We start from the raw sequence: 20,043 nt of genomic DNA on the forward strand, positions 1-20,043 counted from the left end.
CGGCCTGTGGGCCGTCGGCGACATCACCGGCAAGGGCCTGTTCACCCACATGTCGATGTACCAGGCCGAGATCGCGGTGCGGTCGATCCTCGGCAAGGACGGCCCCTGGGCCGACTACACCGCGGTCAGTCGCGCGACCTTCACCGACCCGGAGGTCGGCTCCGTCGGGCTCACCGAGGCGCAGGCACGAGAGGCCGGGATCCGGGTCACGACCGGCAGCTACTCGCTGCCGAGCTCCAGCCGGGGCTGGATGCACAAGACCGGCAACCACGGTGTGATCAAGGTGGTCGCCGACGCAGACCGGGGCGTCCTCGTCGGAGGCACCACGGTCGGGCCTTCCGGCGGGGAGATGATCGGCCTGATCGCCACGGCGGTCCACGCCGGGGTGCCGGTCGCGAAGCTGCGCACGATGCACTACGCCTACCCGACCTTCCACCGCGCGATCGAGAACGCGATCAACGAGCTGGAGGTCTGAGTCAGCGCCTTGGTTTCGAGGCTCGCTTCGCTCGCACCTCAACCAGCGGCGCTGACTCTGCGCTCGCACTCAACCAGCGGCGCTGACTCTGTGCTCGCACCTCAACCAGCGGCGGGGCGGTCCGGGAGCACCGCACCCGGGTTCAGGATCCCGGCCGGGTCGAGCGCGTCCTTGATCCGCCAGGTCAGCGCCATCACGTCGGCGCCGAGCTGGTCGGGCAGGGCGGCCTTCTTGGCGCGTCCCACGCCGTGCTCGCCCGTGATCGTGCCGCCGAGCGAGATCGCCAGCGCCATCACCTCGCCGAACGCGTGCCGGGCGCGGGCGACCGAGTCGGGGTCGGCTGCGTCGTACACGATGATCGGGTGGGTGTTGCCGTCGCCGGCGTGGGCGACGACCGCGATCTCGACGCCCGCTCGCGCGGCGATCACCGCGATGCCGTCGACCAGGTCCGGCAGCAGCGGCACCGGGACGCCGACGTCCTCGAACAGCACGCTGCCCCGGTGCTCCAGCGCGAGGAACGCGTTGCGGCGGCCGGCGACGAACATCGCGGCCTCCTCGGGGTCGGTCGTCGCGAACACCTCCCGAGCCCCGGCCTCCTCGCAGCTTGCCCGCATGAGCTCGACCTCCGCCGCGCAGGAGGCGGCGGGCGCATCGGACTGGGCGATGAGGAGTGCGCCCGAGGTGCGGTCCAGGCCGTGGGAGCGCCAGCCCTCCACCGCGTTGATCGTCGTGCTGTCCATCAGCTCGAGCATGGATGCGCGGACCTTGCTCCTGATCGCCACCACGGCCCGGGAGGCCGCGGTCATCGTCGGGAAGCTGCTGACCAGGGTCGCCCCGGCGGTCTGAGCAGGGATCAGCCGCAGGATCGCGCGGGTGATGATGCCGAGCGTCCCCTCGCTGCCGACGAAGAGCTTCATGAGCGACAGCCCGGCGACGTCCTTGATCTGCTTGCCGCCGAGCCTGACCAGGGTGCCGTCGGCGAGGACGACGTCCATGCCGAGGACGTAGTCGGTGGTCACGCCGTACTTGACGCAGCAGAGCCCACCGGCATTGGTGGCGAGGTTGCCGCCGATGGAGCAGATCTCGTACGACGACGGGTCGGGTGGGTACCACAGCCCGTGCGCGGCGGCAGCCTGCTTGACCTCGACGTTGAGGGCACCGGGCTCCACGATCGCCACCTGGCAGGCCGGGTCGATCTCGATCGCGCTCATCCGCTCCAGCGAGATGGTGATGCCGCCGTCGACCGCGGACGAGCCGCCGGAGAGGCCGGTGCCGGCACCGCGCGGGACGACCGGAACGCGGTGCGCAGCAGCCCACCGCACCGCCCGCTGCACCTGGTCGGCGGTCTCCGCGCGCACCACCGCGACCGGGTGTCCGGCCGATCCGTCGCGCGCGAAGTCCTCGCGGTACTTCTCGATCTCGGTCGCGCCCGTGACGACCACCCCGTCGGGGAGGTCGGCGACCAGCTGGGCGAGGACGGCGTCCACGCCCGCAGCCTACGATGGCGTCGCCGGCAGGGAGTGGCACCGAGGACGGTGCCGAGAAGTGGGGAGAGAGCGCGATGCTTCCGATCGAGGACCCGCAAGACGACCTGTCGGTCACTTCGCCGAAGACCTGGGCGGGGGGCGTTCCCGGGGTCACGCACGCGCTGCAGTACTCGCTGTCGCAGACCTCGCCCCGCCGTACGGCGCAGACGCTGCTCAGCCTCAACCAGGTCAAGGGGTTCGACTGCCCGGGGTGCGCCTGGCCGGAGCCGCGCCATCGGCACAAGAACGAGTACTGCGAGAACGGCGCCAAGCACATCAGCGACGAGGCCACCGACCGGCGGGTCACCCGGGAGTTCTTCGCCGAGCACTCCATCGCGGAGCTGGACGGCCGGAGCGACTACTGGCTGAACCAGCAGGGGCGACTGACCGAGCCGATGGTCAGGCGACCGGGCGCCACCCACTACGAGCCGATCAGCTGGGACGGCGCGTTCGGGCTGATCGCCGACGAGCTCCTGGGCCTGGCCTCGCCCGACGAGGCGATGTTCTACACGTCGGGACGGCTCAACAACGAGGCCGCCTTCCTGCTCCAGCTGTTCGCGCGCGCGTACGGCACCAACAACCTGCCCGACTGCTCGAACCTCTGCCACGAGTCCAGCGGCTGGGCGCTGGTGGAGACCCTCGGTGTCGGCAAGGGCTCGGTGTCCCTCGACGACATCCACGAGGCCGACCTGGTGCTCGTCGTCGGGCAGAACCCCGGCACCAACCACCCGCGGATGCTGACCGCGCTGGAGACCACGAAGCGCAACGGGGGAGCGGTGGTGGCGGTCAACCCGCTGCCCGAGGCCGGGCTGAAGCGGTTCAAGAACCCGCAGAGGCCGAGGGGCGTCGTCGGCCGCGGTACGACGATCGCCGACCAGTTCCTGCACATCCGACCGGGCGGCGACCTCGCCCTCTTCCAGATGCTCAACCGGCTGCTGCTCGACGCCGAGGACGCCGCTCCGGGCACCGTGCTCGACCACGCGTTCATCGAGCGGGACACGATCGGGTTCGACGAGTTCGCCGCGCACACCCGCAAGACGAGCTGGGACGACGTCCGCGACGCCACCGGCCTCGGCCGGGAGGAGATCGAGGAGCTGCACGGTCGGGTGCTCGCCAGCGACAAGGTCATCGTCTGCTGGGCGATGGGGCTCACCCAGCACAAGCACGCCGTCCCCACGATCCGCGAGATCGTCAACTTCCTCCTGCTGCGCGGGAACCTCGGTCGCCCCGGGGCGGGGGTCTGCCCGGTGCGCGGTCACAGCAACGTCCAGGGCGACCGGACCATGGGCATCTCGGAGCGGATGCCGCCGTGGTTCCTGGACGCCCTCGGCGAGGAGTTCGGGTTCACCCCGCCGACCCGGCACGGCTACGACTCGGTCAACGGCGTGCGAGCGATGCGCGACGGCAAGGCCAAGGTCTTCGTGGGCGTGGCGGGCAACTTCGTCCGGGCGATGTCCGACAGCGCGGTGACCGAGCAGGCGCTGCGCGGCTGCCGGCTCACGGTCCAGGTCTCCACCAAGCTCAACCGCTCCCACACGGTGTGCGGCGAGTCGGCGTTGATCCTGCCGACGCTGGGTCGCAGCGACCGCGACGTCCAGGCGACGGGGGAGCAGTTCGTCACCGTCGAGGACTCGATGAGCGTGGTGCACGCGTCCCGGGGGCGGCTCGACCCGGCGGCGCCCGACCTGCTGAGCGAGGTCGCGATCATCTGCCGGCTGGCGCGCCGGACCCTCGGCTCCGGCGGCTCGATCCCGTGGGAGGAGTTCGAGGGCGACTACGGCCTGGTCCGGGACCGGATCGCGCGCGTCGTGCCGGGGTTCGAGGACTTCGACGAGCGCGCCGCCCGCCCCGGCGGGTTCAGGCTCCCGCACCCGGTCAACGAGGGCGTCTACCCGACGCCCAGCGGCAAGGCCGTCTTCACCTGCAACGACTTCGCCATGATCAACGCCCCCGAGGGGCACCTGGTGCTGCAGTCGCTGCGCTCGCACGACCAGTGGAACACCATCCCGTACGCGATGAACGACCGTTACCGCGGCATCCACGACGCGCGGCGGGTGGTGCTCGTGAACCCCGAGGACCTCGCGGACCTCGGCATCGACGACGACACGCTGGTCGACGTCGTCAGCGTCTGGGAGGACGGCAGCGAGCGCCGCGCCGAGCAGTTCCGCATCGTGGCCTACCCGGCGGCGCGGGGGTCGGCGGCGGCGTACTACCCGGAGACCAACGTCCTCGTTCCGCTCGACAGCGTCGCGGAGACCAGCAACACCCCGACGTCCAAGGGCGTCATCGTGCGTCTCGAGCCCGTCGTCGGCGCTGCGGAGGCCGACCGGTGAGCCGGGTGACCGCCCGGCGACCCGTCGTCCGCATCCGTGAGGGCGTGGTCACGGAGCGGCCCGACACGCTCGTCGCCGAGGAGCCGATGGAGATCCGCGTCGACGGTCGCCCGCTGACGGTGACCATGCGCACCCCCGGAGACGACTTCGACCTGGCGGTCGGCTTCCTGGTCAGCGAAGGCGTCGTGCACGCCACCGAGCACGTCGTCGCCGCGCGCTACTGCGCCGGCGCGGGCGACGACGGGACGAACACCTACAACGTCGTCGACGTCCAGCTGGACCCGGCGGTTCCGGCGCCGAGCGCGTCGTTGGAGCGCTCCTTCTACACGAACTCGTCCTGCGGGATCTGCGGCAAGGCCAGCCTCGACGCCGTCCGGACGTCCGCGACCTGGTCGGTGGCGGCCGACCCGCTGCGCGTCGGCCCGGAGGTGCTGGTCGAGCTGCCGACGCGGCTGCGCGCCGCGCAGCAGGTCTTCGACCGCACCGGGGGCCTGCATGCGGCCGGCCTGTTCTCCGCCGACGGCGAGCTGCTCGTGGTCCGGGAGGACGTCGGCCGGCACAACGCGGTCGACAAGGTGGTCGGGCACGCGCTGCGCAGCGGCCTGCTGCCGCTGCGCAGCACCATCCTGGTCGTGAGCGGCCGCGCTTCGTTCGAGCTGGTGCAGAAGGCGGTGATGGCCGGCATCCCGATGCTGGCAGCCGTCTCCGCCCCGTCGTCGCTCGCGGCGGAGCTGGCCGACGAGCACGGGCTGACCCTCGTCGGCTTCCTGCGCGGCGCTTCGATGAACGTGTACGCCGGCGCTGAGCGCCTGGAGCTCGACGGCTGATCCGGTCGATGTTCCGGCGGCCCCGGATCGACCTCGACCGACCGGGTACCGCTGGGAGTGACCGCACATCCGAGCGAGAGGAATCTCTTCATGGGTAACCAGGACAAGCTCGAGAACACTGCCGACGAGAAGGTCGGTCAGGCCAAGGAAGCGCTGGGGAAGGCGTCGGGTGACGACGACCTCAAGACCGAGGGCAAGGCCGACCAGACCAAGGCCAACCTGAAGCAGGCCGGCGAGAAGGTGAAGGACGCCTTCAAGTAGGTCTGTCTACGAGACCGAACCATGACGAGAGGCCCGGACACGCTCCGGGCCTCTCGTCATGTTCCGGCTCAGTCGTCGTCGTTGATGATCAGGCGGAACGTCCTGAGCGATCCCGACGTGGCATTGACCGGACTGCTGAGGATGAGGTTGGCCGCTTCGGTGGACTCGACCGAGCGGTCGTCGGCGATCTCTACGTCGAAGCTGATGCTCCGCTGACCCGCGGGGATGGTCGCCTTGGCCGGCGCGAAGTAGTCGACGCCCGGGGTTGCCGTACCGGTCTTGCTGAGCGTGACGCTGACCTGCCGGCCGGACACCTCGGAAAGCCGGAGGGTGACCTCGAGCAGGGCCCCGGGCTCCCCGGCCGTGGCTGACGTGGTGGTGAAGTTGATCCGGGGTGGATCGTCGTCGTCGAGGATGATGCCGGTGGCGGTGCTGCGAGTGGCGAGGAGCGCGCCGGTGGGACCGGTGAGCTGGAGGACGAGCTGCTCGTTCCCTTCGTCGAGGCCGTCGTCGACCAGGGAGACGGTGAAGGACTTCGTGGTGTCGCCCTCGGCCCAGGTGAGGGTGTCGGCGACGTGGGTGTAGTCCGCCCCGGCGGTGGCGGTGGCAGCCGAGGTCGCGTACGACACCCCCGAGCTGCCGCACTCGCTGCCCGTGCGGGTGATGGTCGCGGTCAGGCTGCCCGTCTCGGTGGTGGAGAAGGTGGGGCCGGCGAACGCCAGCGAGCACATCACGTCGGTCTGTTCGACCTCGCTGTTGTTGGTGCTGACGGGATCCAGCTGGTTCTCGTAGACCCGTGCCGGGTGCAGAGCGGGCTGCGCGGTGTCGGGCATCTGGTAGGCCAAGGCGAGACCGGTCGAGACCTCGCCGGCTGGTAGCGGCGCGGCGAGCCGGCACCTGACCGAGGCGGGGAACTGGGTGCAGGTCCACCCGGTCCCGGAGGCGGAGATGAAGGTGGCGTCCGCGGGGATGCTGCTGAGGACGTAGACGCCGCTGGCCGCGCCGATCGCGGTGTCGATCGCCTCGACACTGGTCTCCCCGGCTGGCTCGGCCAGGTTCCGGACCCGGACCAAGTACTTGACGCGACCGTTGACCGCGATGGGGTCGACGTTGTCCGCCTGGGTCAGCGCGACGTCGATGGTCTCCGGTCCACGGAACCGCCGCCCGTAGACCCCGCCGCCGGCCCCGTCCTGTCCGTCACTGGTCCACGTGGTGACGAAGTCGCCGTCGGCGTCCATGGCGACCTCGGTCTCGTACGGGGCGCTGGTGGGGGCGCTGATGCGCGTCTCGGTGCCGCGGGGGGTGCCCGTGGCGTCGTACCGCTGTGCGAAGACCCCCAGCCAGCCACCGAGCAGGAGGTGGCTGGTCCAGGTGACGGCGTAGTCGCCGTCGGCGTCCATCGCCACGCTCGGCTCGCTCTGGGCCTCGGCGGTGGTGGTGTTGACCCGGGTCTCGACGCCTCGGGGGGTCCCGGCGGCGTCGTAGCGTTGGGCGTACACGCCTTCGCCGCTGCCGTCCTGGAGATTGCTGGTCCAGGTGATGATGTAGTCGCCGTCGGCGTCCATCGCCACGCTCGGCTCGCTCTGGGCCTCGGCGGTGGTGGTGTTGACCCGGGTCTCGACGCCTCGGGGGGTCCCGGCGGCGCTGAAGCGCTGGGCGTAGATCCCTAGCCAGCCGCCGTCCTGGTTGTAGCTGGTCCAGGTGATGACGTAGTCGCCGTCGGCGTCCATGGCGACTGCGGGGTCGTACTGGGTGCTGGTGTCGAAGCTGTTGACGCGTGTCTCGGTGCCTTGGGGAGCGCCGGCGGCGTCGTAACGTTGGGCATAGATGTCGACGCCGCCGCTGGCTTCATCGCTCTGCCAGGTGATCACGTAGTCGCCGTCGGCGTCCATCGCCACGCTTGGTCGGCTTTGGCTGAGCGCGGTGGCGGTGTTGACGCGGGTCTCGGTGCCCTGGGGGGTGCCGACGGCGTCGTAGCGCTGGGCGTACACGCCCTGTCCGCTGCCGTCCTGGAAGTCGCTGGTCCAGGTGATGACGTAGTCGCCGTCGGCACCCATTGCGACCGCCGGTTCGTACTGGTGGTTGGTGGTGAAGGTGTTGACGCGGGTCTCGACGCCTCGGGGGATGCCGGAGGCGCTGTAGCGCTGGGCGTAGACGCCGGCGCCGCTGCCGTCCTGGCCGTAGCTGGCCCAGGTGATGACGTAGTCGCCGTCGGCGTCCATCGCCACTGCCGGTTGGTACTGGGTGTCGGCGGTGGTGGTGTTGACCCGGAACTCACCGGAAGCGACCGGCCCGGCCGCTGCCCTGGGCGCGGGGGACCCCGCGAGAAGCGGCAGTGCCAGGGCGGCGGCGAGCAGGACGAGCGCGAGATGCCTCGAGCGGGGAAGGACAGGGTTCATGGCGGCCTCCGCAGGTTGGCCTCAAAGTAGTGCTGGCCGGACTGTCTCGTGGCTGCTTCACGCAGAACTTTGAACGACGGTCCGGTCGGGGTGCCGGTTCGTCCCGTCGTGTCTCGAGCGGCTAAGGTGGACCCCGATCGACATCCTTTAACGAGCCGTCCTGTGAGGCGGAGAAGGAGGTCAGGCGCGCTGATGCCTGCCGAAGTGCTCGACGCCCGTGACATCGCCCGGGCGCTCACCCGGATCTCCCACGAGATCCTCGAACGCAACAAGGGCGCGGGCGATCTCGTGCTCCTCGGCATCCCACGGCGCGGCGTACCTCTCGCGCACCGGATCGCCGACCGCATCTCCGCGGTCGAGGAGTACGACGTCCCCGTCGGCTCGCTCGACATCACGATGTACCGCGACGACCTGCGGATGAAGCCGGCGCGGACCCTGCTCCCCACCGAGATCCCGGCGGGCGGCATCGACGGCAAGGTCGTGGTCCTCGTCGACGACGTGCTGTTCTCCGGCCGCACGATCCGGGCCGCGCTCGACGCGCTCAGCGACGTCGGGCGCCCCCGCGCGGTCCAGCTGGCCGTGCTCGTCGACCGCGGCCACCGTGAGCTCCCGATCCGGGCCGACTTCGTCGGCAAGAACCTGCCGACGTCGCTGGCCGAGCGGGTGAGCGTCCGACTGGCCGAGCTCGAGGACGACGGCAGCGTCGACTCGGTGGCCATCGGTGTCCCGGCGCCCGCGACGAAGGGGGAGTCGGCATGAAGCGGCACCTGCTGAGCGCAGCCGACCTGACCCGCGACGACGCCGAGCTGGTCCTGACCACCGCGGCCGAGCTGCGCTCACTGGCGGACCGCCCCATCAAGAAGCTTCCGGCGCTGCGCGGCCGGACGGTGGTGAACCTCTTCTTCGAGGACTCCACCCGCACCCGGATCTCCTTCGAGGCAGCTGCCAAGCGGCTGTCGGCCGACGTGATCAACTTCGCCGCCAAGGGCTCCAGCCTGAGCAAGGGCGAGAGCCTCAAGGACACCGCGCTCACGCTCGAGGCGATGGGCGCCGACGCGGTCGTGATCCGCCACAGCGCGAGCGGCGCGCCGCACCGGCTGGCCCACTCCGGCTGGGTGCGGTCGAGCGTGGTCAACGCCGGTGACGGCACGCACGAGCACCCCACCCAGGCGCTGCTCGACGCGTTCACGCTCTGGCGCCACTTGGGTGACTCGAAGCCGGGCGGCCTGGAGGGCCGCCGGGTCGCGATCGTCGGCGACGTCCTGCACAGCCGGGTCGCCCGGTCCAACGCGCTCCTGCTCCAGACCCTCGGCGCCGAGGTGACCCTGGTCGGGCCGCCGACCCTGCTGCCGGTGGGCGTCGAGAACTGGGGCGCCGAGACGTCGTACGACCTCGACGCGGTCCTGCCGAAGGTCGACGCGGTGATGATGCTGCGGGTCCAGCGCGAGCGAATGCAGGGCGGGTTCTTCCCGACCCCGCGCGAGTACTCCCGCCGCTACGGCCTCGACGGCCGCCGGATGGCGACCCTGCAGGACCACACGATCGTCATGCACCCCGGCCCGATGGTGCGCGGCATGGAGATCACCGCCGACGTCGCCGACTCCTCCCGGTCGGTCATCGTCGAGCAGGTGACCAACGGTGTCGCCGTCCGGATGGCCGTCCTCTACCTCCTCCTCGGAGGATCCGAAAGCGAGAGCAACGAGTGACCAGCACGACCTACCTCCTCAAGAACGCGCGGATCCTGGGAGGTGAGCCCACCGACATCCTGATCGAGGGCGGTGTCGTCGCGGGGATCGAGCCCCCCGGTGGTCTCGAGGCTCGCTTCGCTCGCACCTCGACCAGCGGGGGCGAGGGTGCGGAGGTGATCGAGGCCGACGGCCTGATCGCGCTCCCCGGCCTGGTCGACCTGCACACCCACCTGCGCGAGCCGGGACGCGAGGACGCCGAGACGGTCGAGACCGGCACCCGGGCCGCGGCTCTGGGCGGCTTCACGGCGGTGCACGCGATGGCCAACACCGACCCGGTCGCCGACACCGCGGGCGTGGTCGAGCAGGTCTGGCGGCTCGGCCGGGAGGCCGGCTACTGCGACGTCTACCCGATCGGTGCGGTCACCGTCGGTCTCAAGGGCGAGCGGCTCGCCGAGCTCGGCGCGATGGCCGACTCGGCCGCGCGGGTCCGGGTCTTCTCCGACGACGGCCACTGCGTCAGCGACCCGCTGCTGATGCGGCGGGCGCTCGAGTACGTCAAGGCGTTCGACGGCGTGGTCGCCCAGCACGCGCAGGACCCGCGGCTGACCGAGGGCGCGCAGATGAACGAGAGCGAGCTCTCCGGGCGGCTCGGCCTGGCCGGCTGGCCGGCCGTCGCCGAGGAGGCGATCATCGCCCGCGACTGCCTGCTCACGGCCCACGTCGGTTCCCGGCTGCACGTCTGCCACGTCTCCACCGCCGGCTCGGTCGAGATCGTCCGCGACGCCAAGCGCAAGGGGTGGAACGTCACGGCCGAGGCCTGCCCCCACCACCTGCTGCTGACCGACGAGCTGGCGGCGACCTACGACCCGATCTACAAGGTCAACCCGCCGCTGCGCTCGGCTGCCGACGTCGAGGCACTGCGGGCCGGGCTGGCCGACGGGACGATCGACATCGTCGCGACCGACCACGCCCCACACCCCCACGAGGACAAGGACTGCGAGTGGGCGGCCGCCGCGTTCGGCATGCTCGGGCTCGAGACCGCGCTGTCGATCGTCCAGCACACGATGGTCGACACCGGTCTGCTCGACTGGGCGGGGGTCGCCGAGCGGATGTCCTACGCGCCGGCGCGGATCGGCCGGGTGGCCGACCACGGGCAGCCGATCGAGGTCGGCGCCCCGGCCAACATCGTGCTCCACGACCCGGCGGCTACCAGAACCATCGACGCCGCCGAGTCCGCGTCCCTCTCGCGGAACACCCCGTACGCCGGGATGGAGCTGCCTGGAAGGATCGAGGCGACGTTCCTCCGGGGACGACCGACGGTTCTGGACGGCAAGCTCTGGGGAGGCACCGCCTGATGGCGATTCTTGTTCTCGAGGACGGACGGACCTTCCACGGCGACACCTACGGCGCCGAGGGCGAGACGTACGGCGAAGCGGTCTTCAACACCGGCATGACCGGCTACCAGGAGACGTTGACCGACCCGTCGTACCACCGCCAGGTGGTCGTCATGACGGCTCCGCACATCGGCAACACCGGGGTCAACGACGAGGACCAGGAGTCCCGCCGGATCTGGGTCGCCGGCTACGTCGTCCGCGACCCCGCCCGCCGCGCCAGCAACTGGCGCAGCCGCCGCTCCCTCGACGACGAGCTGCGTGCCCAGGGCGTGGTCGGGATCAGCGGGATCGACACCCGCGCCCTGACCCGGCACCTGCGGGAGCGAGGCGCGATGCGCTGCGGGATCTCCACCACCGAGACCGATCCCGAGGCGCTGCTGGCCCGCGTGCGGCTGCAGCCCGAGATGAAGGGCGCCGACCTGGCCGGCGAGGTCACCGTCATGGAGCCGCACGTCGTGCCGGCCGTGGGCGAGAAGCGGTTCACGGTCGCGGCGATCGACCTCGGCATCAAGGGGATGACCCCGGCGCTGATGGCGCAGCGCGGGATCGAGGTCCACGTCCTGCCGTCGACGGCCACCATCGCCGACGTGGAGGCGATCGCGCCCGACGGCGTGTTCTTCTCCAACGGACCGGGCGACCCGGCCACGGCCGACGTGTCCATGCTGCAGGCGGTGCTCGAACGCGGCATCCCGTACTTCGGGATCTGCTTCGGCAACCAGCTGTTCGGCCGGGCCCTCGGGTTCGGCACCTACAAGCTCACCTACGGCCACCGCGGCATCAACCAGCCGGTGATGGACCGGACCACGGGCAAGGTCGAGGTCACGGCGCACAACCACGGCTTCGCCGTCGACGCTCCCCTCGACGCCGCGACGGAGACGCCGTACGGCGTGGCGACGGTGAGCCACGTCTGCCTCAACGACGACGTGGTCGAGGGCCTCGAGCTCCGCTCCGCCGACGGGGACCTGAAGGCGTTCTCGGTGCAGTACCACCCCGAGGCCGCCGCCGGACCCCATGACGCCGCCTACCTGTTCGACCGATTCTGCGACCTGATGAAGGGCAACTGATGCCGAAGCGCGACGACATCAAGTCCGTCCTGGTGATCGGCTCCGGGCCGATCATCATCGGCCAGGCCTGCGAGTTCGACTACTCCGGCACCCAGGCGTGCCGGGTGCTCAAGGCCGAGGGGATCCGGGTGATCCTGGTCAACTCCAACCCGGCGACGATCATGACCGACCCGGAGTTCGCCGACGCGACCTACGTCGAGCCGATCACCCCGGAGTTCGTCGAGAAGGTCATCGCCAAGGAGCGGCCCGACGCCGTGCTCCCGACGCTGGGCGGCCAGACCGCGCTCAACGCGGCGATCGCCCTGCACGAGAACGGCGTGCTCGAGAAGTACGGCGTCGAGATGATCGGGGCCAGCTTCGAGGCGATCCACCGCGGCGAGAACCGCGAGCAGTTCAACGCGATCGTCGCGAAGGTCGGCGGCGAGGTCGCACGGAGCTTCGTGTGCCACTCGCTCGAGGACTGCGAGAAGGCGGTCGGCGAGCTGGGTTTCCCCGTCGTCGTGCGCCCGTCGTTCACCATGGGCGGCACGGGCTCCGGCATCGCCTACGACGACGAGGACCTGGCTCGGATCGCCGGCTCCGGCCTCGACGCCAGCCCGACGACCGAGGTCCTCATCGAGGAGTCGATCATCGGCTGGAAGGAGTACGAGCTGGAGGTGATGCGCGACAAGGCCGACAACGTCGTCATCATCTGCTCGATCGAGAACTTCGACCCGATGGGCGTCCACACCGGTGACTCGATCACGGTCGCGCCGGCGATGACGCTCACCGACCGCGAGTACCAGCACCTGCGCGACCTGGCGATCGCCATCATCCGCGAGGTCGGCGTCGACACCGGCGGCTGCAACATCCAGTACGCAGTCAACCCGCACGACGGGCGGGTCATCGTCATCGAGATGAACCCCCGGGTGTCCCGGTCCAGCGCGCTGGCGTCGAAGGCGACCGGCTTCCCGATCGCCAAGATCGCGGCGAAGGTGGCGATCGGCTACACCCTCGACGAGATCCCCAACGACATCACGGTCCGCGAGGACGGCCAGAGCACGCCGGCCAGCTTCGAGCCGACGCTCGACTACGTCGTCGTGAAGGTGCCGCGGTTCGCCTTCGAGAAGTTCCCCGGCGCCGACCCGGTCCTCACCACCCACATGAAGTCCGTCGGAGAGGCGATGGCGATCGGCCGCAACTTCACCGAGGCGCTGCAGAAGGCGCTGCGGTCGCTCGAGGACAAGAAGGCGCCGTTCGACTGGCACAAGGACTTCGACCACGACCTCGGCTCCGCCGAGACCAAGGCGAGCCTGCTCGAGGAGATCGCCAAGCCGCACGACGGCCGGCTCCGCAAGGTCATGGACGCGATCCGGGCCGGCGCGACGCCGGAGGAGGTCTTCGACGCCACCGGCATCGATCCCTGGTTCGTCGACCAGCTGATGCTGATCAACGAGACCGCGCAGGACCTGATCGAGGCCGAGGAGCTGACCCCCGCACTGCTGCGCAACGCCAAGCGGCACGGCTTCTCCGACGTCCAGATCGGCAGGATCCGCGGCATGACGCCGGACGTGGTCCGCGGCGTCCGGCACGCGCTCGGCATCCGGCCGGTCTACAAGACGGTCGACACGTGTGCGGCCGAGTTCGCCGCGCGCACGCCGTACCACTACTCGTCCTACGACGAGGAGAGCGAGGTCCAGCCGCGCGAGAAGCCGGCCGTGATCATCCTCGGCAGCGGCCCGAACCGGATCGGCCAGGGCATCGAGTTCGACTACTCGTGCGTCCACGCGAGCCTGACGCTGAGCGAGGCGGGCTACGAGACGGTCATGGTCAACTGCAACCCCGAAACCGTGTCGACCGACTACGACACCTCCGACCGGCTCTACTTCGAGCCGTTGACGCTGGAGGACGTGCTCGAGATCGTGCACGCCGAGGAGCAGGCCGGACCGGTCGCGGGCGTGATCTGCCAGCTCGGCGGCCAGACGCCCCTCGGGCTCGCGCAGGGTCTCAAGGACAACGGCGTCACCATCGTCGGCACCAGCCCGGAGGCGATCCACCTCGCCGAGGAGCGGGGAGCCTTCGGCCGGGTGCTCGCCGAGGCCGGGCTGACCGCCCCGCAGCACGGCATGGCGACCAGCTTCGCCGAGGCCAGGGACGTCGCGCGGCGGATCGGCTACCCGGTGCTGGTGCGGCCGTCGTACGTCCTCGGCGGCCGCGGCATGGAGATCGTCTACGACGAGGGCTCGCTCGGCGACTACATCTCCCGTGCCACCGAGGTCACCCCCGAGCACCCGGTGCTGGTCGACCGCTTCGTCGACGACGCGGTCGAGATCGACGTGGACGCGCTGTACGACGGCGAGGAGCTCTACCTCGGCGGCGTGATGGAGCACATCGAGGAGGCCGGCATCCACTCCGGTGACTCCTCGTGCGCGCTGCCGCCGATCACGCTCGGTGCGTCCGAGATCCTGCGGATCCGCGAGGCGACCCGGGCCATCGCCGACGGCGTCGGGGTGCGCGGGCTCATCAACATCCAGTTCGCGCTCGGCTCCGACGTGCTCTACGTCCTCGAGGCCAACCCGCGGGCGAGCCGCACGGTCCCGTTCGTCTCCAAGGCCACCGGCACCCAGCTGGCGAAGGCCTGTGCGCGGGTGATGATGGGCACCTCCATCGCCGACCTCCGCCGGGACGGACTGCTCCCCGCGGAGGGCGACGGCGGCACCCTCCCGCCGGACCAGCCGATCGCGGTCAAGGAGGCCGTGATGCCGTTCAACCGGTTCCGGACTCCGGACGGTCGCCAGGTCGACACCGTGCTCGGGCCGGAGATGAAGTCGACGGGCGAGGTGATGGGCCTCGACGCCGACTTCGGCGCGGCGTTCGCGAAGGCCCAGGCCGGCGCGTTCGGGTCGCTGCCGCAGCCCGGCATGCATGCCCACCGGCCGACGCGGGTGTTCGTGAGCATGGCCAACCGCGACAAGCGGCACATGATCTTCCCGGTCAAGGCCCTGGCCGACCACGGGTTCGAGATCCTCGCGACCAAGGGCACCGCCGACGTGCTCCGGCGCAACGGCGTCGAGACGACCATCGTTCGCAAGCACTTCGAGGGAGAGGGCCCGGCGGGGGAGAAGACCACCGTCCAGCTGATCCTCGACGGCGAGATCGACCTGATCGTCAACACGCCCTACGGCACGACCAGCGGCGGGTCCGCGCGCCTCGACGGCTACGAGATCCGCACGGCGGCGGTCCGGGCCAACATCCCGTGCATCACGACGGTGCAGGGGCTCGGCGCGGCGGTGCACGGCATCGAGGCGCTGCACCGCGGCGACGTCGGCGTCAAGTCCCTCCAGGACTGGGCCCGCCGGTGACAGCTGTCTACGACACCGTCTTCAAGCTCGGTCTGTCCCGGGTCGACGCCGAGGTCGCCCACCACCGCACGTTCGACGCGCTGCGTGCCGCGGGTCCCGTGCTGCGGCACGCGAAGCGGCCCGGTGGCACGCCCGTCCAGGCGATGGGGCTGACCTTTCCGAACGCGCTCGGGCTCGCCGCCGGGTTCGACAAGACCGCGCAGGCCTACGAGGAGCTCGGTGCCTTCGGGTTCGGTCACGTCGAGGTCGGCACCGTGACCGCCCTCGCCCAGCCCGGCAATCCCAAGCCGCGGCTGGCGCGGCTGCCGCAGGACCGGGCGGTCGTGAACCGAATGGGCTTCAACAACGACGGCGCCGCCGCCGTCGCGCAGCGGCTCGGCAAGCGCCGCCGGCGGTCCGGCGGGCCGGTGCTCGGCATCAACATCGGCAAGTCCAAGGTGGTGCCCGACGACGAGCAGGCCGCGGTCGAGGCCGACTACGAGACGTCGACCCGCCTGCTGACGCCGTACGCCGACTACCTGGTCGTCAACGTCAGCTCGCCCAACACCCCGGGACTGCGCAACCTGCAGGCCGTCGAGAAGCTGGCGCCGCTGCTCGCCCACGTCCGCCGGGTCGCCGACCGGGCGGCCGAGGAGTGCGGGCGCGACCAGGTGCCGCTGCTGGTCAAGATCGCCCCCGACCTCGCCGACGACGACGTGCTCGAGGTCGCCGACCTGGCTCTCTCCCAGGACCTGTCCGGGATCATCGCCACGAACACCACCATCAGCCGGGCCGGCCTGCGGTCGTCACCCGAGCTGGTCGAGGCGGCCGGTGCCGGCGGCCTGTCCGGGGCGCCGCTGCGCGAGCGGGCGACCGAGGTCGTCTCGTTGCTGCGCGGCCGGGTCGGGCCGGACCTGACCCTCATCGGCGTCGGCGGCATCTCGACGCCCGCGGACGCGCGCGAGCGGTTGGCAGCGGGCGCGGACCTGATCCAGGCCTACACGGGCCTCATCTACGGTGGCCCGTTGTGGCCGCGACGCATCTTGAAGGGTCTGTGAGTGTCCAGGTCGATGAGTGAGCCGTTCGGCGCGCGCTTCGCCGCCGCGATCGCCGCGCGCGGGCAGTTCTGCGTCGGCATCGATCCCCACGCCGGCCTGCTCCGCGACTGGGGCCTCGACGACACCGTCGAGGGGCTGGAGAGGTTCGCGCTCACGGCGGTCGACGCGGTGGCGCCGTACTGCTCGGTGGTCAAGCCGCAGTCGGCGTTCTACGAGCGCTTCGGCAGCCGGGGGATCGCGGTCCTCGAGCGGGTGATCGCCGAGTCGCGCGCGGCCGGCGCGCTGGTCCTGCTGGACGTGAAGCGCGGCGACATCGGGTCGACCTCGCAGGCGTACGCCGAGGCCTACCTCGACCCGTCCTCCCCGCTCGCGTCGGACGCGATCACGATCAGCCCCTACCTGGGCTTCGGGTCGCTGACGCCGTTCATCGAGGTCGCCCGGCTCCACGGTGCCGGACTGTTCGTGCTCGCGGCCACCTCCAACAAGGAGGGGCCCGAGGTGCAGGGGGCAGTGACCCCTGACAGCGCCGGCGACTTCGGCGGTCGCACCGTCGCCTCGGCCATGCTCGCCCACCTCCGCGACCTCAACGTCGGCGCGCGCCCGGTCGGCTCGTTCGGTGCCGTCGTCGGGGCGACCCTTGGAGACGGCTCGTTCCTCGCCTCCTCGGAGCCGGCGAGCGGCACCGGCCTCGACTTCGCGATCAACGGCCCGATCCTCGCGCCCGGGTACGGCGAGCAGGGGGGCACCGCCTCCGACATCCTCCGGATCTTCGGGGCGTCTGCCCACCACGTCGTCGCCAGCTCCTCCCGCGGCGTGCTCCGGCTCGGTCCGGACGCCGCCGCGATGCGCGGCGCGGTCGACCGCGCCAACGACGAGCTGCGGAGCCTGCTCGGGTGAGGCCGAGCGTCCACGTCAGGCTGGGAGCCGCGACCGCGGTCGCGGTGGCGCTGCTCGGCGCCGGCGGCTGCGGCGGTGACGACGACCCCTACGCGATCCCGGAGGAGTTCCGGGCCTACTGCGAGGAGGTCGAGACCCAGCAGCGGCCGATCACGGACGCTCTCGCGTCGGGAGGCGAGACGAGCGGCCTGATCAGGGCGCTGCCGAGCTTCGAGGAGCTCGCCGCCGAGGCCCCCGACGACATCGCCGACGAGTGGGAGGTCATCGTCGAGCGGATCGACGACCTCGTCGACGCGCTGGACGCGGCAGGCGTCGACCCGGACACCTACGACCGGCGCAACCCGCCGGCCGGACTCGACCCGGAGCAGCGGGACGCCATCGACGCGGCCGCGAGAGCGCTGGTCTCGACCACCACCGGGGCAGCGATGTCCGGCGTCCAGCAGCAGGCACGCGACGTGTGCAAGACGCCGCTGGCCCTCTCCTAGTCCTGTCCTAGGCCTGTTCTCGTCCCGTCCTCGTCCGGTCCTCGTCCGCGGGGACGCCCCGCATTGCCGCGTCCCCGCGGACCTGACTAGGGTGACGCGAGGTGGCCGGATCCGCCGCCCTACGCCTGCGTTCGACAGAAGGAACCGTTAAGTGGCTCTGCCTCCTCTGACCCCCGAACAACGCCAGGCCGCGCTCGCGAAGGCGGCTGCGGCCCGGCGAGAGCGGGCCGAGGTGAAGAACCGGCTGAAGAACTCCGGCGCCTCGATCGCCGAGGTGCTGGCCGAGGGGCAGACCAACGAGGTCGTCGGCAAGATGAAGGTGCTCGACCTGCTCCAGGCTGTTCCCGGTCTGGGCAAGGTGCGCGCGGGCCAGCTGATGGAGCGGCTCGGCATCGCCGAGTCCCGGCGGGTCCGGGGCCTCGGGGCGAAGCAGGTCGCCGCCCTCAAGCGCGAATTCGCCCCGGGTGAGTAGCCCGACGAGCGCACCGAGCCGTCTCGTCGTACTCGCTGGGCCGACGGCAGTCGGCAAGGGCACCGTCGCGGCCGCGGTCCGGGAGGACCACCCCGAGGTGTGGATCTCGGTGTCGGCGACGACCCGGTCGCCGCGGCCGGGGGAGGTCGACGGCGTCCACTACCTCTTCGTCGACGATGCCGAGTTCGACCGGATGATCGCCGAGGACGCGCTGCTCGAGTGGGCCGTCGTCCACGGCACCCACCGCTACGGCACGCCGCGGGGCCCGGTCGAGGCCGCGCTCGCGGCCGGACGGCCGGCGATGCTGGAGATCGACCTCCAGGGCGCCCGCCAGGTCCGGGGGACCATGCCCGAGGCCCTGTTCGTGTTCCTGAAGCCTCCGTCGTGGGACGAACTGGTCCGCCGGCTGGTCGGGAGGGGCACCGAGTCGGCCGAGGAACGCGAGCGTCGACTCGCCACCGCGGTCGAGGAGCTGGCGGCCGAGGCGGAGTTCGACGTCACCATCGTCAACCACGAAGTTCACGATGCAGCAGCCGAGTTGGTAGCCTTGATGAGTATCCCGTCCGACGAACAGTCGGACGACTAACTGGCCGGCAGCGTGTCGTACCGCCGCGAAGCGGCACGGTGTGAGCCCCTGGGGCGAAGCCCCGGGCGGCGAAGCACCGTTGACGACACGCTCGGCCCAATCAAGCACTGTGAGGCCAACCGCGTGTCTGCCCCCAACATCGACGCCGTGGGTGTGACCAACCCGCCGATCGACGACCTGCTCAGCAAGACCGACAGCAAGTACAAGCTGGTGCTCTACAGCGCCAAGCGCGCACGGCAGATCAACGCCTACTACTCGCAGCTGGGCGAGGGCCTCCTCGAGTACGTCGGCCCGCTCGTCGACACCCACGTGCAGGAGAAGCCCCTGTCGATCGCGCTTCGCGAGATCAACGAGGACCTCCTGACCTGCGAGGACATCGACCCCGCCGAGCTCGCCGCCGAGGAGGCCGCGGCCGCGGCCGCTGCCTCCTCGCCCACCTCTGCCGAGTGATCTGAGCCTTCCGATGGCAGGCCGCCCGCGCGTCGTGCTCGGCGTCTCCGGCGGGATCGCCGCCTACAAGGCCTGTGAGCTGCTGCGCCGCTTCACCGAGTCCGGGCACGACGTCACCGTCGTGCCCACGGCGGCTGCGCTGGAGTTCGTGGGAGCGCCGACCTGGGCGGCGCTCTCGGGCAAGGCCGTGGCCACCGACGTGTGGACCGACGTCCACCAGGTGCCGCACGTCCGGATCGGCCAGGAGGCCGACCTGGTGGTGGTCGCCCCGGCGACCGCCGACCTGCTCGCCAAGGCGGCCCACGGTCTCGCCGACGACCTGCTCACCAACACCCTGCTGACGGCCCGCTGCCCGGTCGTGATGGCCCCTGCGATGCACACCGAGATGTGGGAGCACGCCGCCACGGCGGCGAACGTCGCCACCCTCCGCTCCCGCGGGGTGCTGGTGGTCGAGCCCGCCGAGGGCCGGCTGACCGGCGCCGACACGGGCAAGGGACGGCTGCCGGAGCCGGAGGAGATCTTCGAGCTCTGCCGCGACGTGCTCGAGCGGATCTCCACCGGTTCGACCACCGCGACCGCCGGAGGCCACCTCGACCTCGCCGGGCGCCGCGTCGTGGTGTCCGCCGGCGGCACCCGCGAGAAGCTCGACCCGGTCCGGTTCCTCGGCAACCGCTCCTCGGGCCGCCAGGGCTTCGCCCTCGCCCGGGCGGCGGCCGCCCGAGGTGCCGAGGTCACCGTGGTCGCTGCGAACGTGACGCTGCCGGACCCGGCGGGCGTGAAGGTGGTCCGTGTCGAGTCCACGGCCGAG

18 protein-coding genes are annotated in these 20,043 nt (G+C 71.2%); 16 read left to right on the plus strand and 2 right to left on the minus strand.

Translation table 11 applies throughout. From position 1 onward, the window contains the following. Positions 1–475 (plus strand): oxidoreductase dimerization domain-containing protein (locus H0488_RS12585; protein WP_183099624.1); only part of this gene is annotated, 475 nt, incomplete at its 5' end. 101 nt (positions 476–576) lie between these two features. Here the strand turns inward: H0488_RS12585 and H0488_RS12590 are convergent. Beyond that, complete coding sequence (locus H0488_RS12590) at positions 577–1,962, minus strand: FAD-binding oxidoreductase (RefSeq protein WP_312856315.1); 1,386 nt, start codon at positions 1,960–1,962, stop codon at positions 577–579. A 14-nt stretch (positions 1,963–1,976) separates the two neighbouring features. Here H0488_RS12590 and H0488_RS12595 point away from each other — a divergent pair, with 14 nt between their 5' ends. The 3 genes from H0488_RS12595 to H0488_RS12605 all read left to right on the plus strand — a co-directional run bounded on the left by H0488_RS12595 (position 1,977) and on the right by H0488_RS12605 (position 5,422). Continuing rightward, complete coding sequence (locus H0488_RS12595) at positions 1,977–4,334, plus strand: FdhF/YdeP family oxidoreductase (RefSeq protein ID WP_312856316.1); 2,358 nt, start codon at positions 1,977–1,979, stop codon at positions 4,332–4,334. Further along, a complete protein-coding gene (gene fdhD / locus H0488_RS12600; RefSeq protein ID WP_183099625.1) occupies positions 4,331–5,161 on the plus strand; it encodes a formate dehydrogenase accessory sulfurtransferase FdhD in 831 nt (276 codons plus the stop codon). The genes H0488_RS12595 and fdhD overlap by 4 nt, the downstream gene beginning before the upstream one ends. 90 nt (positions 5,162–5,251) lie before the next feature. Then, positions 5,252–5,422, plus strand: a complete 171-nt coding sequence (locus H0488_RS12605) for a CsbD family protein (protein ID WP_183099626.1) — start codon at positions 5,252–5,254, stop codon at positions 5,420–5,422. A 68-nt stretch (positions 5,423–5,490) separates the two neighbouring features. On the opposite strand, the gene H0488_RS12610 is transcribed toward H0488_RS12605, so the two are convergent. Next, entirely contained in the window at positions 5,491–7,821 is a 2,331-nt protein-coding gene (locus H0488_RS12610; RefSeq protein ID WP_183099627.1) for a Calx-beta domain-containing protein, read from the minus strand. A 192-nt stretch (positions 7,822–8,013) separates the two neighbouring features. On the opposite strand from H0488_RS12610, the gene pyrR reads away from it, so the two are divergent. From pyrR to coaBC, 12 genes are all read left to right on the plus strand, one after another. Next, positions 8,014–8,580 (plus strand): bifunctional pyr operon transcriptional regulator/uracil phosphoribosyltransferase PyrR, encoded by a 567-nt coding sequence (gene pyrR / locus H0488_RS12615; RefSeq protein WP_183099628.1) that lies wholly within the window; start codon positions 8,014–8,016, stop codon positions 8,578–8,580. Continuing rightward, positions 8,577–9,527, plus strand: a complete 951-nt coding sequence (locus H0488_RS12620; RefSeq protein ID WP_183099629.1) for an aspartate carbamoyltransferase catalytic subunit — start codon at positions 8,577–8,579, stop codon at positions 9,525–9,527. The genes pyrR and H0488_RS12620 overlap by 4 nt, the downstream gene beginning before the upstream one ends. Then, positions 9,524–10,864, plus strand: a complete 1,341-nt coding sequence (locus H0488_RS12625) for a dihydroorotase (RefSeq protein WP_183099630.1) — start codon at positions 9,524–9,526, stop codon at positions 10,862–10,864. The genes H0488_RS12620 and H0488_RS12625 overlap by 4 nt, the downstream gene beginning before the upstream one ends. After that, on the plus strand, positions 10,864–11,967 hold the full coding sequence (carA, locus tag H0488_RS12630) for a glutamine-hydrolyzing carbamoyl-phosphate synthase small subunit (protein WP_183099631.1): 1,104 nt from the start codon (positions 10,864–10,866) through the stop codon (positions 11,965–11,967). The genes H0488_RS12625 and carA overlap by 1 nt, the downstream gene beginning before the upstream one ends. Further along, positions 11,967–15,308, plus strand: a complete 3,342-nt coding sequence (carB, locus tag H0488_RS12635; RefSeq protein WP_183099632.1) for a carbamoyl-phosphate synthase large subunit — start codon at positions 11,967–11,969, stop codon at positions 15,306–15,308. Before carA ends, carB begins: the two co-directional genes overlap by 1 nt. Further along, entirely contained in the window at positions 15,305–16,345 is a 1,041-nt protein-coding gene (locus H0488_RS12640) for a quinone-dependent dihydroorotate dehydrogenase (RefSeq protein WP_183099633.1), read from the plus strand. Before carB ends, H0488_RS12640 begins: the two co-directional genes overlap by 4 nt. Positions 16,346–16,357: 12 nt before the next feature. After that, a complete protein-coding gene (gene pyrF / locus H0488_RS12645) occupies positions 16,358–17,242 on the plus strand; it encodes an orotidine-5'-phosphate decarboxylase (RefSeq protein WP_183099634.1) in 885 nt (294 codons plus the stop codon). Continuing rightward, a complete protein-coding gene (locus H0488_RS12650; RefSeq protein ID WP_183099635.1) occupies positions 17,239–17,727 on the plus strand; it encodes a hypothetical protein in 489 nt (162 codons plus the stop codon). The genes pyrF and H0488_RS12650 overlap by 4 nt, the downstream gene beginning before the upstream one ends. Before the next feature lie 151 nt (positions 17,728–17,878). Further along, positions 17,879–18,199 carry an integration host factor, actinobacterial type gene (gene mihF, locus H0488_RS12655; RefSeq protein ID WP_183099636.1) on the plus strand — a complete coding sequence of 107 codons (321 nt, stop codon included), beginning with the start codon at positions 17,879–17,881 and terminating at the stop codon, positions 18,197–18,199. Next, a complete protein-coding gene (gene gmk, locus H0488_RS12660) occupies positions 18,192–18,785 on the plus strand; it encodes a guanylate kinase (protein WP_183099637.1) in 594 nt (197 codons plus the stop codon). The genes mihF and gmk overlap by 8 nt, the downstream gene beginning before the upstream one ends. Before the next feature lie 123 nt (positions 18,786–18,908). Continuing rightward, complete coding sequence (gene rpoZ / locus H0488_RS12665) at positions 18,909–19,235, plus strand: DNA-directed RNA polymerase subunit omega (protein ID WP_183099638.1); 327 nt, start codon at positions 18,909–18,911, stop codon at positions 19,233–19,235. Between the two features lie 13 nt (positions 19,236–19,248). After that, on the plus strand, positions 19,249–20,043 hold a 795-nt coding region (coaBC, locus tag H0488_RS12670), incomplete at its 3' end, for a bifunctional phosphopantothenoylcysteine decarboxylase/phosphopantothenate--cysteine ligase CoaBC (RefSeq protein WP_183099639.1).

The sequence above is a fragment of the Nocardioides pelophilus genome, assembly GCF_014180685.1.
Classification (GTDB): domain Bacteria; phylum Actinomycetota; class Actinomycetes; order Propionibacteriales; family Nocardioidaceae; genus Nocardioides; species Nocardioides pelophilus.

Bases quoted from the DNA above. Each gene is read 5' to 3' on its own strand.
- carA (WP_183099631.1), top strand. From the start codon at position 10,864: ATGGCGATTCTTGTTCTCGAGGACGGACGGACCTTCCACGGCGACACC.
- pyrR (WP_183099628.1), top strand. From the start codon at position 8,014: ATGCCTGCCGAAGTGCTCGACGCCCGTGACATCGCCCGGGCGCTCACC.
- pyrF (WP_183099634.1), top strand. From the start codon at position 16,358: ATGAGTGAGCCGTTCGGCGCGCGCTTCGCCGCCGCGATCGCCGCGCGC.
- H0488_RS12595 (WP_312856316.1), top strand. From the start codon at position 1,977: ATGGCGTCGCCGGCAGGGAGTGGCACCGAGGACGGTGCCGAGAAGTGG.
- carB (WP_183099632.1), top strand. From the start codon at position 11,967: ATGCCGAAGCGCGACGACATCAAGTCCGTCCTGGTGATCGGCTCCGGG.
- H0488_RS12610 (WP_183099627.1), bottom strand. From the start codon at position 7,821: ATGAACCCTGTCCTTCCCCGCTCGAGGCATCTCGCGCTCGTCCTGCTC.
- H0488_RS12620 (WP_183099629.1), top strand. From the start codon at position 8,577: ATGAAGCGGCACCTGCTGAGCGCAGCCGACCTGACCCGCGACGACGCC.
- H0488_RS12605 (WP_183099626.1), top strand. From the start codon at position 5,252: ATGGGTAACCAGGACAAGCTCGAGAACACTGCCGACGAGAAGGTCGGT.